Origin of the sequence: Azospirillum humicireducens (genome assembly GCF_001639105.2) — a bacterium.
Classification (GTDB): domain Bacteria; phylum Pseudomonadota; class Alphaproteobacteria; order Azospirillales; family Azospirillaceae; genus Azospirillum; species Azospirillum humicireducens.
This window is the reverse complement of sequence record NZ_CP015285.1, coordinates 1,724,583-1,740,264: the sequence shown is the minus strand read 5'-3', so window position 1 is coordinate 1,740,264 and position 15,682 is coordinate 1,724,583. Positions and strand designations below refer to the sequence as shown.

The following is a 15,682-nucleotide window of genomic DNA, read 5'->3' as shown; positions in this document are numbered from 1 at the left end:
TTAATATAATTCCTAATATGGCAAAATGACTGGAAAAATTTGATCGGAATTCATTCCATTCACCTTCGGTTAACTTTTGCCCAGCCGGCGAGTGTGACTTGCGACTCCCGCAAAAAAATTTTTCTATTTTGAAAAGAAATTTCATTTATGATTCGAAAGGTGCGATCCTCTACCAAATTCATCTTGTCCAACACTTTTGATGTCGGGTTCCACAGTAGTGCGATGGAAGCTAGTGCAAGCCTCGCTGCAATTTTTGCTCGCTGACGACCGAAGCCAAAAGTCATGCTATTAGTTGTGACGCTGCAGATGAACGGAGCGTCATTGCTCATGCTTAATATTGATTTTTCAATATAGCTATCGCGGGTCCGCTTGCGCTTACGGTTTTGTTGGCCATTCCAAGCACGCAGCAAACGTTCCCGCATCAGACTCGATATAGCACCGTCAGCAAACTTGCGCTCCAGCCAGTCTTGGCGAGCTTCCAGGAGGACCGAGCCGATACGATGTGGGGAAGGCGTGATGCCATCGAACAATGTACAGCCAAATGCGAATTCAAAGCTACCTATTGTGGCACTACTCTGATTCAAAGACGACTTGACGGAATCTAAAAAATCTCTAACCATAATAGGAAAGTCTGTATTCGGATTGATGGCGTCTAGGGCATACGCTACGCTTTCCCTCACCAAATTCAGCCATTCATAGTAGCCAATAGACCAAACATCTCTCCTCAATAAATCGGCGAGGTCTTGAGTTGCTGAAGAGATGGTTTTGTCAAACAACACCATCTCGCCCTGATGGAGCGAGAACAATTCCTGGCCAAGCCAAGCCGTCCAATTCATCCCGATATGGATTTGACAGAGATTTTCTATGTAGATGTTGTCTGACTATTATTTCTGCGCAGTTTTCAAATGTAAATTCTTTCATTCTTTCACTCGCAAATTAGTCGGAATAGATCCGCAATGATTTTCTCCTACCTCCGCCCGAACAACCTCTCGATATCCGCCAGCTTCAACTCCACATAAGTCGGCCGCCCGTGGTTGCATTGCCCGCTGTGCGGAGTCGCCTCCATCTGCCGCAGCAATGCGTTCATCTCGTCGACGCTGAGCGTGCGGCCGGCGCGGACAGACCCGTGGCAGGCCATCGTCGCGCAGACCTCCTCCAGCCGCTCCTTCAGCGACAGGGCGTCGCCCAGTTCGGACAGTTCCTCGGCAAGGTCGCGGATCAGGTTCTTCACGTCGGACTGGCCGAGAAGGGCCGGAACCTCGCGCACCATGACGCAGCCGTGGCCGAAGCCCTCGATCACCAGACCCAGCTCGGCCAGTTCGGCGCTGCGGGCCAGCAGGCGGTTGGCGGAGGGCTCGTCCAGCTCGATCAGTTCGGGGATCAGCAGGGCCTGGCGCTTCACCCCGCCTTCCAGCAGGGCGGTCTTCATCCGCTCATAGACCAGCCGTTCATGGGCGGCGTGCTGGTCGACGATGACGATGCCCTCGCGGGTCTGGGCCACGATGTAGGTGGTGTGGACCTGCGCCCGTGCCGCCCCCAGCGGGTGGCTGTCGGGCGGCGGCTCGGGCTTTTGCGCGGACGGGTCGGGGGCGCGGTATTCCGGCGGGCGGGCCGAGGGGGCGAAGCCGTTGCCGAAGCCGCTGAGACGGCCCTGCAGCGGCGGCAGCCCCGTCTGGGACGGCGCCTGGAAGGCGGCGGAACGCTCCGCCAGTCCGCGCGGCACGGCGGTCGGCATGTAGGATCCGCCCCAACTCCCGCCCGAACCGCCGCCGCCGGAGCGGCCGTAGGGCAGGGGGGAGGGGGTGAAGCCGCCATCCCTTTGGCCGTCGGTCTCTCCCGCCGATTCGGGCCGCAGGGCGCCCAGCGTGGCGAGGCCGACGGTGGTGGAGGCACGGTGTCCGGCCTCGGCCAGCGCGTGCTTCAGCGAGCCGACGATCAGGCCGCGCACCAGACCCTGGTCGCGGAACCGCACCTCGGCCTTGGCCGGATGGACGTTGACGTCGACCTCCTGCGGGTCGATGTCGAGGAACAGCGCCAGCATCGGGTGGCGGTCGCGCGGCAGGAAATCGGCATAGGCGGCGCGCACCGCGCCCACCATCAGCTTGTCGCGCACCGGGCGGCCGTTGACGAACAGGTGCTGGTGCTTGGCGGTCGGGCGGTGCAGGGTCGGCAGGCCGATCCAGCCGGCCAGCGTCACGCCCTCGCGCGCCGCCGTCACCGGCACGGCATTCTCCTGGAAATCGCGGCCCATCAGCGCGCCCAGCCGGGTCAGCCGGGCGTCCAGCAGCTCGCCCTGCGCCGCGCTCAGCCGCAGCCCGCCGCGCCCGCCGTCGCTGAGCGTGAAGGCGACGCCGGGATGGGCCATCGCCAGCCGTTCCAGGCAATCGGCGATGTGGTCGTATTCGGTGCGCGAGGCCTTGAGGAACTTCAGCCGGGCCGGCACGGCGGCGAACAGGTCGCGCACCTCGATCCGCGTGCCCTGCGCCAGCGCCGCCGGCTGCGGCGACCCCTTCGCCCCGGCATCCACCGTCAGGCTCCAGGCGCTGTCGGCGCCGCGGGCTCGGCTGGTGATGGTCAGGCAGCTGACCGCGCCGATGGAGGGCAGCGCCTCCCCCCGGAAGCCCAGCGAGCGGATGTCGAGCAGGTCGTCGCCCGGCAGCTTGGAGGTGGCATGGCGTTCGACCGCCAGCACCAGCTCGTCCGGGGTCATGCCGCAGCCGTCGTCGGTGACGGCGATCAGCGACTTGCCGCCGTCGCGCGCCACCACGTCGATGCGGGTGGCGCCGGCGTCGATGGCGTTCTCCACCAGTTCCTTGACGGCGGCGGCGGGACGTTCGACCACCTCGCCGGCGGCGATGCGGTTGACGAGCGTTTCAGGGAGAAGACGGATCGGCATGCCCATAGATATAGTGGCAGCCGCCGCGCGGCACCACCATCTTCGGGCGGAAACGGCGTCTTACAGGCCCCGCAGCGCCTTCAGATAATCGATCAGCTTGCGTTCGTAGAAGGGTTGCGGCGACTGGTAGCGGGCGACGAGGCCGGCTTCCTCCGTCATCTTCACCACCATGCCGATGCAGGAGACGTCCACCGGATCGCCGCCAAGGTCGAACTGCAGGCGGAAATCGAACTTCTGCTTGGCGATCAGGTCGCCGTCATAGGGACGGATGCGGAACGAGCCGAGGACGAACTCCTCCGGCACATACTCATGGTGGTCGATGACGATGGTCGGCGGCGCGGATGGGCGTTCCTTTTGCGGTCCGCTGCTCGTTTTCGCGTCGCCGGACGCCTTGTTGCCCCCGGAAAAGATCGACAGCCAAGACATGAAGAGCGATGTCCCCTCGTTCCGGAAGCCTGAAACCACGCTGACATACTGCGACAGTTTCGGGCGTATATCCTTTAGCAACGGTTAATGACGTAAGCATCGGTTTCGGAACGGAAATTTTCGCACTGCAAACATGGTCCCGCGGCAACGGCATGTCCGGTTGATTGGAGGCCAGCGTCCTGCGGCGGCGGCCCCGGTTCCGCTCAAGCCCTGACGGAACCGGGGGCCGTCGGCTGCGGGATCGTCAGATCCGGCCCAGCATGCGGCGGCGGTCGGCATCCTGGGCCGGTACGATCTCGGTTCCGACCGGCCAGAGCGCCAGCAGGGCCAGCTTCAGATGCGCCCAGGCGAAAGGCAGGCCGATGATGGTGATGGCGAGCCCCACCGCGGCGATCAGATGGCCGAGGGCCAGCCACCAGCCGGCCAGCACGAACCACACCACGTTGCCGATGAAGCCCAGCGCGCCGGTGCCCATGTCCTCGCGCCCGCGGAACTCATCCCGGCGTACGGCGGTTTGTCCAAAGGGAAGCAGGGTGTACCAGGCGATGGTCAGGGCGGACCGGGCCCAGGGCAGGCCGATGATGGACAGAGCCATCAGGACCGCGGCCAGAAGCCAGCCGAGCGCCATCCAGATGCCGCCCGTGATCAACCACAGCGCATTGAGGAGAAGACTGAGCAGAGGCATGACAGGAACCCTCCCTTTCGCCGCAGATGTGGGGACGGCCCGTGCCGTGGACCAGAGGGGCGGCTTTCGATTGCGGGACCTGCCGCAGGGGCGGGGCACCCCGTCCGGCGGCGCGAAAGAGGGGGAGGGGCATGCATTCCATGCCTTGAACCGGATCCGACGGACCCACAGATCAGGAACAGGCATCATGACGACGCGTCCGGACAGGTCCTCCGCCGGCATCACCGCCGACGGGCCGCCCGTTTCCGGACCATACGGATCGGAGGCCGCATGAACGAGGCTTTGAACACCGACCCCGGCGCCGATGCGCCGAACATTGCGCGCGAGGGCGAGTCGCTGGCGCCGGTGGTCGCCGCCATCCTTGGCACCGCCGTCGCGGCGGCGGCCAAGCGCGGCAACGGCGGCGACGTCGTCCGCGGGCTGATCGCCGGCCTGCGCGTCCTGCGCGCCACCGTCGAGGAAGAGGCCGGCTACACCATGGCCGCTGCGGTCGACAACGCCATCCGCACCCGCCTGCTGGCCGACAACCTGTCGCGCCTGCGGGTGAGCGGGGAGACGCCGAAGGCCGTGCCGCTGCCCGATCCCGGACCGGGCAGCAGCGCCGCCGCCGCCATCTTCGAGAGCGCGGCCGAGTCCTGCCTGACCGTCAACGCCCATGCCGAGGACAACGGGCCGCTGGAACACGCCGTCTTCGCCTTCACCGCGCAGTTGCTGCAACAGCTGGGCGGAGCGCCGGAATGGCGGAGTCTGGCCGGCGAACTGCGCCGCCCGATGGCGGTGGCGCCGGACGGCGAGGACATGGAGGTGACGCTGCATTGAGCGCCGCCGCATGGCGCCGGCGGGAGCAGCACCGGCAAGTAATGGGATTTGCTTTGTTTTTGAGCCATTTCGGCGGCGGCTGAAACCTTTTGCGGACAGGGTGGCTTTCCAGGCCGTGTTAAGGGTTTTGCCCGATTTATCGTACGGGACGACTTGCGTTCGGCTTCGTTAGGGTTGGATTCGGCGGTGGGAAAGTCCCATCGCGGAACGCCAGCACCGGGGAACCCCAACGTGTTCTTTCACAGCCAGCCCTCCACCGTCCGTACCGGACGGGCGAAGTCCGTCCGCGTCGCGGTGGACGGCACGGCGTCGGACCGGATGGATGCCGGCATCGATGTCGGTTCGTCCGGCGACCGCAAGGTGGACCGGGCGGGCGATCCGTCGGGGCGGCGGGTGATCTTTCTCCATCCCGGCAAGGGGGCCTGGTGGCGCCTGCTCGACCATGTTCCGTCGGGGCAGGAATGGCTGACCTTGCCCGCCTCCGCCGCGGCGCGGCTGTCGCCGCTGCTGGCGGAGCGGGGCGGCCGGCGGCCGGTGCTGGTGGCGAGTGCGGTGACGGCGCCGCTCGCCATCGTCGCGGTGCTGGATTTTCCGGATCGGGTCGGCGGCGTGATGATCGTCGACGATGTCGGGGCCGATTCGCCGCTGCGGCGGCACTGGAACGCGCTGTCCGCCCGGTTCGGCCGGCCGCGGCCCAGGAACCTGACCGACCGCCTCGGCGAACTGGGGGCGGAACTGCCGGCGGTGCGGGTGCCGGTGACGCTGATGCAGGGAAGCGAGCCGGCGGAGCTGTTCGCCCTGCTCGAAAGCCGGCTGACCGGCTGTCGGACGCTGACCGTCGTTGCGGTGCCCGATGCCGCCGCCGTGCGCCCGCGCACCCATGCCGCCGAACTGCGCGGCGCCCTGCTGGCCCTGGTCTCCGCGGTGGAGCGGGCGCAGCGGTAGGGGCCGCACCTGCCTCTGACGGCTACAGGCTCTGCGCCGTCAGCGCGGCCTGCGTGCGGTTGCGCACGCCCAGATGCCGCAGGATGGCGGTGACATGCACCTTCACCGTGCCTTCCGTCAGCCCAAGCTCGTGGGCGATCTGCTTGTTGGACTTGCCGTCGCGCAGGCGGGCCAGAACGTCGCGCTGGCGCGGCGTCAGCTGGTCGCCGATGCCGTTGCCGAACGCGGCGGACTCGTCCGGCGCCTCGCCGGCAGCGCCGCTGCCATAGCCGCCCTGCATCTGATCGACGCGGTCGCCGCGGATCGCCTGTTCGGGAAGATAGATGCCGCCGGCGAGCACCAGCTGCAGCGCACCCAGCAGCACCTTGGCGCTGGAGGATTTCGGGATGTAGCCGGCGGCGCCGTTCTCCAGCGCGGCCAGAAGGTCGGAGCGCTTCTCCGATCCCGACACCACCACCAGCAGGGCCTTGGGCAGGCCGGCATGGATGTCGCCCAGCGCCGAGAAGCCGGTCCAGCCCGGCATGCCGAGATCAAGCAGGATCAGGTCGAAGGCTCTCGTCCCGTCGCAGAGCGTCCTCACCTCGTCATAGGTGCTGGCCTCGAAGAATGTCATGTCGGCGTCGAATTGCGCCAACAGGCGGCGCAGACCATCTCGGAACAACAGGTGATCGTCGGCGATCAGCACGTTCATCGCGGGCATTTCCAGGATGGTTGCGGCGATGTCACGCCGGGATGGCGTCATCGGCCCGGACGTTCACATAGGCACGGCCATTCTGACGCTGTAGTTCGCTTTTGGTCTTAGACCGCTTCCTCTATGCCGGTGTATTCCGTCCCCGAAGCGGGGGCCGGAACGGCACCGCACCGGAATGGGATAAGGCGCGGTCCCGGAAAACGGCACCGCGCCGCTCCGCCGACCGCCGGCCCCGGATGGAAGGGGCGGGCGGCCTGGACGGAAAGCGGGCGAGACCTTCGGCGAAATGCTGGACCGGAAGGGGATCAGACGGTGGCGGCGACGCCCGTCTCCGCGGCCTGGTCGCCAATGCCGTTGTTCAGCGCCCAGATGGCGGCCTGGGTGCGGTTGGACGCGTTGATCTTGCGCAGCAGGCTTTTCAGATGAACCTTCACGGTGGCTTCCGTGATGTTCAGGTGGTTGGCGATCATCTTGTTGCTGTTGCCGCTCAGCAGGCAGCGCAGGATCTGCACCTCGCGCTGCGACAGGCCCTTGCGGCGGGTCGGCAACTCGGCACCCATGTCCTCGGTGCGGCCGCTGACCAGCAGCTCGGCCAGATGGGTCGGGAACACCTTCTCGCCCATCATCACCAGCTTCAGCGACTGCATCAGCGCTTCGCAGGCGATGTCCTTCAGCAGGTAGCCTCCGGCGCCGGCACCCAGTGCGGCCGACAGGCGGCGGGTTTCCAGGTCGTTGGTCAGGATGACGATCCGGATCGACGGGTGCCCCTCGCGCAGCGTGCGCATCGCCTCCACTTCCTCGTCGGCGCCACTCGGCAGATCGATCAGGATCAGGTCGGGGGTGGTGCCGGTGCCGAGCGCCGTCAGGCCTTCGCGCAGGCTGCCGGCCTCGCCGACGACGTTGAAGGACGTGCCTTCGAACAGGCGCTTCATGCCTTCACGGAAAAGCTTGTTGGCATCGATGAGGAAAACGTTGATGGCATCCATGGTCTCAGCCCGCCTTTTGTTCCGTTCCGATCAAAGTGGCGCCGAATGGCGCTTCCGGGGCATCCCCGACCGTCGCTCCCGCGTCCGGCCCGCTTCCCCCCTCAGGGTGTGGGGTGCCCCGTTGTGATCCATAGATACCCCCGATTTGCGCGGCGCAAAATTTCGCTTAGGTAAATTTCGCGTCGAGCAATGGGCATATGTCGTAAGCCTGGATAAGACAAGATGCGGACATAATTCGAACTTCGATGGTCGAGTGGAATAACCGGCTGTGACAGAAAAGGGCAATTCGTTAATCGATGGTCTCTGACTTGATCGTGTTTCTCGGATGCAATATGGCGGGACTTCATTGTCGGCCGGAATGGGCTGCATGATGATTGCACCCCCGTCCGGTGGTTGGAGGCCTATGTCCTGAGCGCCCGCCCTTCGGCCTAAGCAGGTTTTCCGAACTCCGCCCACAGATGGGCGGGCTCGGAAAACCTGCAAAACCATGGAGTCCGCAGGCTTCTCCAGGCCGGGCCTGTGGCCCGATCTGGAGAAGCCTGCTTAGGCTTGGCCGCGCGGACGCACTTTCCCGAACGGAGGGCGGGGTTTCTCGCGGGGTTCGTGCCGGGTCGCTCTGTGCTATATACGTTCCGACTGCAAGACAGCATTCCCATGCTTGAGCCGAGTATTCTTCATTTCTCCAAGCCGGGCCGACCATGTCAGACGCGTACGACGACGATCCGTTGAGCCATGCCGCTCCACCCGCAGCCGGTCCGGCCACGGGCTTTCCAAGCGCGGCGCAGCGCTTCGCCTATCTGGACGGGCTGAACCCGACCCAGCGGGCGGCGGTGGAGGCGCTGGACGGGCCGGTGCTGGTTCTGGCGGGCGCCGGCACCGGCAAGACGCGGGTGCTGACCACCCGGCTGGCCCATCTGCTGATGACCCGCCGCGCCGCCGCCTTCCAGGTCCTGGCCGTGACCTTCACCAACAAGGCCGCCCGCGAGATGCGCGAGCGCGTCGCCCATCTGGTGGGGATCGAGCCGGAGGGCTGGTGGCTCGGCACCTTCCACGCGCTGGCCGCCCGCATCCTGCGCCGCCATGCCGAGCTGGTCGGGCTGAAGTCGAACTTCACCATTCTCGACACCGACGATCAGGTCCGCCTGATCAAGCAGCTTCTGGCAGCCGAGAACATCGATTCCAAGAAATGGCCGCCCCGGCAGGTGCTGGGCGCGATCGAGCGCTGGAAGGACCGCGGCCTGACCCCCGACCGCCTGGGCGACGCCGACGGCGGCGACGTGGCCGGCGGACGGGTGGTGGCGATCTACCGCGCCTACCAGGACCGCCTGCGCACCCTGAACGCCTGCGACTTCGGCGACCTGCTGCTGCACAACCTCGCCATCTTCCAGAACCACCCGGACGTGCTGGCGGAGTATCACCGCAAGTTCAAATATCTGCTGGTGGACGAGTATCAGGACACCAACGTGGCGCAGTATCTTTGGTTGAGGATACTGTCGCAGGCGCACAAGAATATCTGCTGCGTCGGTGACGAGGATCAGTCGATCTATGCCTGGCGCGGTGCGGAAATCGGCAACATCCTGCGCTTCGAGACCGACTTCCCCGGCGCGACCATCATCAAGCTGGAGCAGAACTACCGCTCCACCGGCCATATCCTGGCGGCGGCATCGGGCCTGATCGCCAACAACCAGGGCCGTCTCGGCAAGACGCTGTGGACCGAGGCCGACGGCGGCGAGCCGGTCAAGGTCAAGGCGGTGTGGGACGGCGAGGAGGAGGCGCGCTGGGTCGGCGAGGAGATCGAGACGCTGCAGCGCAAGGGCACGTCGCTGGCGCAGATCGCGGTGCTGGTCCGCGCCGGCTTCCAGACCCGCGAGTTCGAGGAACGCTTCATCACGCTCGGCCTGCCATACAAGGTGCTGGGCGGTCCGCGCTTCTACGAGCGGCAGGAAATCCGCGATGCGATGGCCTATTTCCGCGTGGTCAATTCGGGCGACGACGATCTCGCCTTCGAGCGCATCGTCAATCTGCCCAAGCGCGGCGTCGGGCCGGCGGCCATGCAGACCCTCTACACCGCGGCGCGGGCGCAAGGCATCTCGCTGACCGAGGCCGGCTGGGCGCTGACCGAGACGGACGAGCTGAAGCCGAAGCTGCGCGCCACCCTGCGCGGCCTGCTGCAGGATTTCTTCCGCTGGCGGACGCTGATGGCGACGGTGCCGCACACCGAGCTTGCCCGCACCATCCTGGACGAATCCGGCTACACCCGCATGTGGCAGGAGGACAAGACGCCCGAGGCCCCCGGACGGTTGGAGAACCTGAAGGAACTGATCACCGCCATGGCGGAGTTCGAGAATCTGCCGGGCTTCCTGGAGCATGTCGCGCTGGTGATGGAGAATGCCGAGGCCGCCGGGATCGAGCAGGTCACGGTGATGACCCTGCACGGCGCCAAGGGGCTGGAGTTCGACCATGTCTTCCTGCCGGGCTGGGAGGAGGGCGTGTTCCCCAACCAGCGCGCGCTGGACGAGACCGGGATCGCCGGGCTTGAGGAGGAGCGGCGGCTGGCCTATGTCGGCCTGACCCGCGCGCGCCGCCGCGCCTATGTCAGCCATGCCGCCAACCGCCGGCTCTACGGCAACTGGGTCAGCGCCCTGCCGTCCCGCTTCGTCGAGGAAATCCCGCAGGACAATGTCGAGGCCGAGGCCGCCAACGGCCTGTTCGCCGGCAGCGGCGGGCGGGGGAGTTTCGGCGGAGGTTTCGGCGGCGGGTCTGGCGGCTATGGCGGGGGCGCCGGCGGCTTCCAGTTCCGCGGCTCCACCCGGCAGGCGCCGGCGCCCAAGACGATCACGCTGGACCAGGGCGCCTATGCGGTGGCGCCGCGGCCGCGGCCCGATGCGCCCTTCGCCAAGGGGGCGCGCGTGTTCCACCAGAAATTCGGTTACGGCACCGTCATCACGGTGGCGGAGGACAAGCTGGAGATCGATTTCGACCATTCCGGCACCAAGAAGGTGATGGACAGCTTCGTCGTGCCTGCCGAGAAGGCCGGCTGACGGGGCGGGCAAGGGGGGCAGGGGACAATGCCGGCTGCCGGTTTGCCGCACTGTGACGGCCGTCACAGCGGCGGCTCCCGCCAGCGGCCACTATTGCAGCATTGCAACGGAGCCGGAGGTCTTCCGCCGTGTTCGGAACGGGCAGCGTCAGTTACGAGGTGCAGAGCCGTCGCGAGGGGCGCTGGCTGATCGAAGGCGCCTACACCGACCAGGAGTCGGCCCTGTCGGCCGCCCGCTCCCAACTGGCCGCCTCCGGGGTGGAGGAGGCCAAGGTGGTGAAGTTCCGCACCATCGCCGGCCTGTCGCTGGAAACGGTGATCCTGCACAAGACCGCCCCCCAGGTCGCGCGCAAGGGCCTGACCCTGGGCGGCACGGCGGAAGGGGCGCCGCTCTGCCGCAATCCGGACGATCTGCGCGGCTTCGAAAGCCGGGTGGTCATCGGCCGGCTGCTGCGGCCCTATCTGGATGCCCAGCGAATCACCCCGACCGAGCTGCTGCATTCCTGGCCGCTGTTCCGCCGGCTGGAGGAGCAGGGCGCGCTGCTGGGCGCCGCCATCCATGCGGTTGCCCGCCATCATGCCGACCTTCACGGCGTGTCGCATGCCGCCCGTGCCCGCGAGTTGCGGCAGTTGGTGGAGGCGGTTTCCGGGGCCGCCCGCGACGCGCTGGCCGAACGGCGGCGCCTGCCGCGCTTCGACGCCGCCGACCTGCCCGGCACCAGCAACCGGATCGAGGAATCGGTGGGGGAGGCGGGGCATGACGCGCTGTTCCTGATCCTGCTGTGCCAGCATCTGGAGGGCGGCGGGACGTTGGCCGGAAAGCTGGACCTGCTGCTGGCGATGATCGACGAGGACGTCTGGCCGCGGCATCTGGCCCTGCTCGACGGGGTGGTCGCCGACATCATGGGGTCCGCCGACACGATGAAGGAACTGCTGGGCGCGCAGCCCAATCTGCATGCCGGTCTCTGCGCGCTGGCCGACGCGCTGTTCGACCGCGATCCCGACCCGGCGCTGGCGCCGATGGCCGCGCCGCTGCTCCAGGTCTGCCGTCTCGTCCTGCAGGGCCGCGCGCCGCAGAGCCGGGCCGTGCTGCTGGAGCGGCTGCGCCAGAGCATCGCCGGCGACCAGCCGCTCGACCGCCGCGATGCGAAGGCGGAAGGGGTGCTGACCCGCGACCTTGCCGACCGGCTGAAGGGGGCGGACGGCGCGCTGCTCGGCGGGGCGGCGATGGAGAAGGCGTTGGAGCGCCGTCTGGTGCGCCACCGTCAGTCGGTCCTGCGCGCCCAGGGCATGCACGACATCGCCGACCGGCTGTCGGGGCGGTAGGGGTTTTCCTGCCATCCGGCCGGCATCCGGAATCCTTGGTCTCTTTCCGGCTTGATGCTAAAAACGCCGCTTCTTCTCGCGTCGTCGTCGGAAAGCCCCTGTCATGTCGCAAACCCCGCTCTGGCGCATCGCGCTGGTCGTTCCCGAAGCCCATGCGCCCGCTTTCGCCGAGGCGGTGGGCGACCATGCCGATGCGGTGTCGACCTTCGAGTTGGAGGAGGGCGGCAACTGGCTGGTCGAGGCGACGCTGTACGGCGCCCCCGACGAGGCTCGGCTCCAGTCGCGCGTCGCCGTGCTGGCCAAGGCGCTGGGGATCGACGAGCCGCGGCTGGCGATCGAGAACCTGCCGCCGATCGACTGGGTGTCGCACAGCTACCAGGGCTTCCCCCCGATTCGCGCCGGGCGTTTCTTCGTCCACGGCTCCCACCATGAGGGCATCGTGCCGGCCGGCAGCATTCCGCTTCTGGTCGATGCCGCGACCGCCTTCGGCACCGGCGAGCATGGCTCGACCAACGGCTGCCTCCAGGCGCTCGACCGGCTGTCACGCCATCTGAAGCTGCCGCGCGGCGGCCGTCGCGGCGCGCTCGACATGGGCTGCGGCTCCGGCATCCTGGCGCTGGCGGTGGCCAAGCGCTGGCGCGTCGCCGTGACCGCCGTCGACATCGATCCCGAAGCGGTGCGAGTCACCCGCATCAACGCCGCGCTGAACGGGGCGAAGACCAGCATCCGCGCCCAGGGCGGCGACGGCTACAACACCCGCATCGTCGGTCGGCACAAGCCCTACACCCTGATCACCGCCAACATCCTGGCACGCCCGCTGTCGCGCATGGCGCCGCAGCTGCGCCGCCATCTGAAGAAGGGCGGCTATGCCGTGCTGGCCGGTCTGCTGAACCGGCAGGAGCGCCACGTCATCCAGGCCCACCGCAACCAGGGCCTGCGTCTGGTCGCGCGCATCCCGGTCGGGGAATGGACCACTCTTGTGGTCAAGCGTTAAGCCAGGGGACGTTGAAACCAAAGGGCCGGGTCGCGACTTTCCCTAGGTATGATGTTTCGACAATCACCTGGGGAGCCACCATGCTGAACCGCATCCGGTCCTTGTTCGCAGGCGACGACGACGGCGCCGAGCCGGGCGAGGACGCCCTGCAGGCCGCCGCCGCCGCCCTGATGGTCGAGGCCGCGCGCACCGACGACACCATCACCCAGGTGGAGCGCGACCGCATCATCGCCGTCGCCCGGCGCCACTTCCACCTGACCGAGGAGGAGGCGCAGGACCTGCTGTCCGCCGCCGTCTTCGACACCGAGGACGTGTCGCCCTACCACCGCTATGTCAGCATCATCATGGACCGCTGTCCGCCCGGCGGCCGCGTCTGGATCGTCGAGATGCTGTGGGAGGTGGCCTATGCCGACGGCGTGCTGAACGACCTGGAGGCCAGCCTGCTGCGCCGCATCGGCGGCCTGCTGCATGTGTCCGACATCGAGCGCGGCGAAGCCCGCAAGCGCGTGCTGGAGCGGCTGGGGCTGCCGGACGACGCGGGGTTGCCGGTGTAGGGGCGGAGCTGGACCCACCCCAACCGGCATAGCCGCCACCCCGCCGCTTGCGCATGCCCGGCCGGGTGCCTAGCCTGGGACCACAGGCTTCACCCTTCCGAGGAACAGGTTCCGTGCCCAGCGCGATTCCCTCCGCTGCCTACCGTGGCGACGACGCCCTTGCGACCCTGCTGACAGAGGCCGGAACCGGCCGCTCCCCCATGGATATCCGCGCGCTGCTGGCCGGCGTGCTGGCGGCGCCGGAGGGGGAGGACCCGGCGGCGTGGCTGGTGCTGGTGGGCGAGGCCCTGCCCCCGGCCTTGGCCGAGCAACTCCAGGCGCTGAAGGCGGTCCTGGCGGCGGAGGCGCCGCCCGCCCGGCCCGGTCCGGCGCAGCGGCTTGCCGATCTGCGCGCCGCGCTGAAGCGCCGGGATCTCGACGGCTTCATCGTCCCGCGCGGCGACGAGCATCAGGGCGAATATGTGCCGCCGCGCGCCCAGCGGCTGGGCTGGCTGACCGGCTTCACCGGGTCCGCCGGCAATGCGGTGGTGACATCCGACCGCGCCGCGATCTTCGTCGACGGCCGCTACACCCTGCAGGTCCGCAGCGAGGTGCCGTCAGACCTGTACGAGTACAGGCATCTGGTCGAGGATCCGCTGACCGACTGGATCGTCGCCGCCTTGCCGGAAGGCGGGCGCTTCGGCTTCGATCCCTGGCTGCACACCATCGGCTGGGTGGAGAAGACCCGCGCCGCTCTGGAACGCGCGGGGATTCTGCTGATCGCCTGCGAGGACAATCCGCTCGATTCGGTGTGGCAGGGCCAGCCGCCGGCGCCGCTCGCCCCCGTGATGCCGCAGGACGAGGCCTTTGCCGGCGAAAGCTCCGCCGACAAGCGGGCGCGTCTGGCCGACGGGCTGGGCCGGTCGGGCATCGCCGCCGCGGTGCTGACCCAGCCGGACAGCATCGCCTGGCTGCTGAACATCCGCGGCGCCGATGTGCCTTGCACGCCGCTGCCGCTGTCCTTCGCCATCCTGTCGGCCGATGCGTCGGTGGACCTGTTCCTCGACCCGCGCAAGCTGGCGCCGCAGACCCGCGCCCATCTGGGCAATCAGGTGCGGGTGCGGCCGGTGGAGGAGTTCGGGCCGGCGCTGGACGCCGTCGCCCGCGGCTCCGCCCGCGTGCTGGCCGACCCGACCTGCACCTCGGCCTGGATCGTCGACCGGCTGCATCTGGCCGGCGCGAAGCTGGAGCGCGACGGCGACCCCTGCGCCCTGCCGAAGGCCTGCAAGAACCCGGCGGAGCTGGCCGGCACCCGCGCCGCACACGTCCGCGACGGCGCCGCCATCGTCCGTTTCCTGCACTGGTTCTCGGAGGAGGCGCCGAAGGGCAATCTTACCGAGCTTGCGGCGGTGGAGCGGCTGCTGGCCTTCCGGCGGGAGAATGAGCGGTTCCGCGGTGTCAGCTTCGACACCATCGCCGGGGCCGGTCCGAACGGCGCCATCGTCCATTACCGCGTGACTCCCGAGACCGACCGCCGGCTGGAACCGGGCAGCCTGTTCCTGCTGGACAGCGGCGCCCAGTATCTGGACGGCACCACCGACGTCACCCGCACGCTGGCGGTCGGCGCGCTCGATCCCGCCCTGGCGGCGGAGATGCGCGACCGCTTCACCCGCGTGCTGAAGGGCCACATCGCGCTGTCCACCGTGCGCTTCCCGCGCGGCACGACGGGTTCGCAGCTGGACGCGCTGGCGCGTCTGCCGCTGTGGCAGGCGGGGCTGGACTACGACCACGGCACCGGCCACGGCGTCGGCAGCTTCCTGTCGGTGCATGAGGGGCCGCAGCGCATCTCCAAGGTCGGCAACAGCGTGGCCCTGCAGCCGGGCATGATCCTGTCCAACGAGCCCGGCTACTACAAGACCGGCGCCTACGGCATCCGCATCGAGAACCTGATCGTCGTCCGGTCGGTGGAGCCGGAGGGCGCGGAGGGCCAGATGCCGGAGGGCGCGGAGCGCCAGATGCCGGCCGGCGCGGAGCGCCAGATGATGGAGTTCGAGCCGCTTACCTTGGTGCCGATCGACCGCTCGGCGATCGAGCGCGCGCTGCTGTCCGATGCGGAGACCGCCTGGATCGACGCCTACCATGCGCGGGTGCGCGAGTCGCTGTCGCCGCTGCTGGACGAGGCGGCCCGCCGCTGGCTCGCCGGGGCGACGGCGCCGCTGTGAACGGGGGGTGAGGCCGCATCAAATCGGGTGCGCCCGCCCGCTCAAGGGACTTCATACGTGGGGATGACCCTGATTCGGCAAGATGATGTCCCGCGTGGTAACACGTTCTTTACCAGGCT

At 67.8% G+C, this 15,682-nt stretch carries 13 protein-coding genes; 7 read left to right on the top strand and 6 right to left on the bottom strand.

Going from position 1 to position 15,682, the window contains the following annotated elements:
- Positions 1–59: 59 nt before the first annotated feature.
- The 4 genes from A6A40_RS30365 to A6A40_RS07990 form a co-directional block, all read right to left on the bottom strand.
- On the bottom strand, positions 60–836 hold the full coding sequence (locus tag A6A40_RS30365; RefSeq protein ID WP_146191552.1) for a hypothetical protein: 777 nt from the start codon (positions 834–836) through the stop codon (positions 60–62).
- Between the two features lie 131 nt (positions 837–967).
- Complete coding sequence (gene mutL, locus A6A40_RS08000) at positions 968–2,896, bottom strand: DNA mismatch repair endonuclease MutL (protein ID WP_063636176.1); 1,929 nt, start codon at positions 2,894–2,896, stop codon at positions 968–970.
- A 60-nt stretch (positions 2,897–2,956) separates the two neighbouring features.
- Positions 2,957–3,322: a hypothetical protein gene (locus tag A6A40_RS07995; RefSeq protein ID WP_063634932.1), complete on the bottom strand. Its 366-nt coding sequence runs from the start codon at positions 3,320–3,322 to the stop codon at positions 2,957–2,959.
- Positions 3,323–3,566: 244 nt separating this feature from the next.
- A complete protein-coding gene (locus A6A40_RS07990) occupies positions 3,567–4,007 on the bottom strand; it encodes a YccF domain-containing protein (protein WP_063634931.1) in 441 nt (146 codons plus the stop codon).
- A gap of 270 nt (positions 4,008–4,277) precedes the next feature.
- On the opposite strand from A6A40_RS07990, the gene A6A40_RS07985 reads away from it, so the two are divergent.
- Positions 4,278–4,826: a hypothetical protein gene (locus A6A40_RS07985; RefSeq protein ID WP_063634930.1), complete on the top strand. Its 549-nt coding sequence runs from the start codon at positions 4,278–4,280 to the stop codon at positions 4,824–4,826.
- Positions 4,827–5,057: 231 nt separating this feature from the next.
- Positions 5,058–5,771 carry an alpha/beta fold hydrolase gene (locus tag A6A40_RS07980; RefSeq protein WP_063634929.1) on the top strand — a complete coding sequence of 238 codons (714 nt, stop codon included), beginning with the start codon at positions 5,058–5,060 and terminating at the stop codon, positions 5,769–5,771.
- Positions 5,772–5,793: 22 nt separating this feature from the next.
- Here the strand turns inward: A6A40_RS07980 and A6A40_RS07975 are convergent, their stop codons facing one another.
- Together A6A40_RS07975 and A6A40_RS07970 are read right to left on the bottom strand one after the other, a co-directional pair.
- Complete coding sequence (locus A6A40_RS07975) at positions 5,794–6,462, bottom strand: LuxR C-terminal-related transcriptional regulator (protein WP_063636175.1); 669 nt, start codon at positions 6,460–6,462, stop codon at positions 5,794–5,796.
- Between the two features lie 305 nt (positions 6,463–6,767).
- Positions 6,768–7,448 (bottom strand): LuxR C-terminal-related transcriptional regulator, encoded by a 681-nt coding sequence (locus A6A40_RS07970; protein ID WP_063634928.1) that lies wholly within the window; start codon positions 7,446–7,448, stop codon positions 6,768–6,770.
- Between the two features lie 698 nt (positions 7,449–8,146).
- Here A6A40_RS07970 and A6A40_RS07965 point away from each other — a divergent pair.
- The 5 genes from A6A40_RS07965 to A6A40_RS07945 all read left to right on the top strand — a co-directional run bounded on the left by A6A40_RS07965 (position 8,147) and on the right by A6A40_RS07945 (position 15,563).
- Positions 8,147–10,489 carry an ATP-dependent helicase gene (locus tag A6A40_RS07965; RefSeq protein ID WP_063634927.1) on the top strand — a complete coding sequence of 781 codons (2,343 nt, stop codon included), beginning with the start codon at positions 8,147–8,149 and terminating at the stop codon, positions 10,487–10,489.
- A 128-nt stretch (positions 10,490–10,617) separates the two neighbouring features.
- Entirely contained in the window at positions 10,618–11,814 is a 1,197-nt protein-coding gene (locus A6A40_RS07960; RefSeq protein WP_063634926.1) for a hypothetical protein, read from the top strand.
- Positions 11,815–11,917: 103 nt separating this feature from the next.
- Complete coding sequence (locus A6A40_RS07955; RefSeq protein WP_063634925.1) at positions 11,918–12,808, top strand: 50S ribosomal protein L11 methyltransferase; 891 nt, start codon at positions 11,918–11,920, stop codon at positions 12,806–12,808.
- 80 nt (positions 12,809–12,888) lie between these two features.
- Positions 12,889–13,362 carry a tellurite resistance TerB family protein gene (locus tag A6A40_RS07950; protein WP_063634924.1) on the top strand — a complete coding sequence of 158 codons (474 nt, stop codon included), beginning with the start codon at positions 12,889–12,891 and terminating at the stop codon, positions 13,360–13,362.
- Between the two features lie 113 nt (positions 13,363–13,475).
- Positions 13,476–15,563 (top strand): M24 family metallopeptidase, encoded by a 2,088-nt coding sequence (locus A6A40_RS07945; protein ID WP_063634923.1) that lies wholly within the window; start codon positions 13,476–13,478, stop codon positions 15,561–15,563.
- The last annotated feature ends 119 nt before the right edge of the window (positions 15,564–15,682 follow it).

Bases quoted from the DNA above. Each gene is read 5' to 3' on its own strand.
- A6A40_RS07995 (WP_063634932.1), bottom strand. From the start codon at position 3,322: ATGTCTTGGCTGTCGATCTTTTCCGGGGGCAACAAGGCGTCCGGCGAC.
- A6A40_RS07950 (WP_063634924.1), top strand. From the start codon at position 12,889: ATGCTGAACCGCATCCGGTCCTTGTTCGCAGGCGACGACGACGGCGCC.
- A6A40_RS07970 (WP_063634928.1), bottom strand. From the start codon at position 7,448: ATGGATGCCATCAACGTTTTCCTCATCGATGCCAACAAGCTTTTCCGT.
- A6A40_RS07985 (WP_063634930.1), top strand. From the start codon at position 4,278: ATGAACGAGGCTTTGAACACCGACCCCGGCGCCGATGCGCCGAACATT.
- A6A40_RS07965 (WP_063634927.1), top strand. From the start codon at position 8,147: ATGTCAGACGCGTACGACGACGATCCGTTGAGCCATGCCGCTCCACCC.
- A6A40_RS30365 (WP_146191552.1), bottom strand. From the start codon at position 836: ATGAATTGGACGGCTTGGCTTGGCCAGGAATTGTTCTCGCTCCATCAG.
- A6A40_RS07975 (WP_063636175.1), bottom strand. From the start codon at position 6,462: ATGAACGTGCTGATCGCCGACGATCACCTGTTGTTCCGAGATGGTCTG.
- A6A40_RS07955 (WP_063634925.1), top strand. From the start codon at position 11,918: ATGTCGCAAACCCCGCTCTGGCGCATCGCGCTGGTCGTTCCCGAAGCC.
- mutL (WP_063636176.1), bottom strand. From the start codon at position 2,896: ATGCCGATCCGTCTTCTCCCTGAAACGCTCGTCAACCGCATCGCCGCC.
- A6A40_RS07990 (WP_063634931.1), bottom strand. From the start codon at position 4,007: ATGCCTCTGCTCAGTCTTCTCCTCAATGCGCTGTGGTTGATCACGGGC.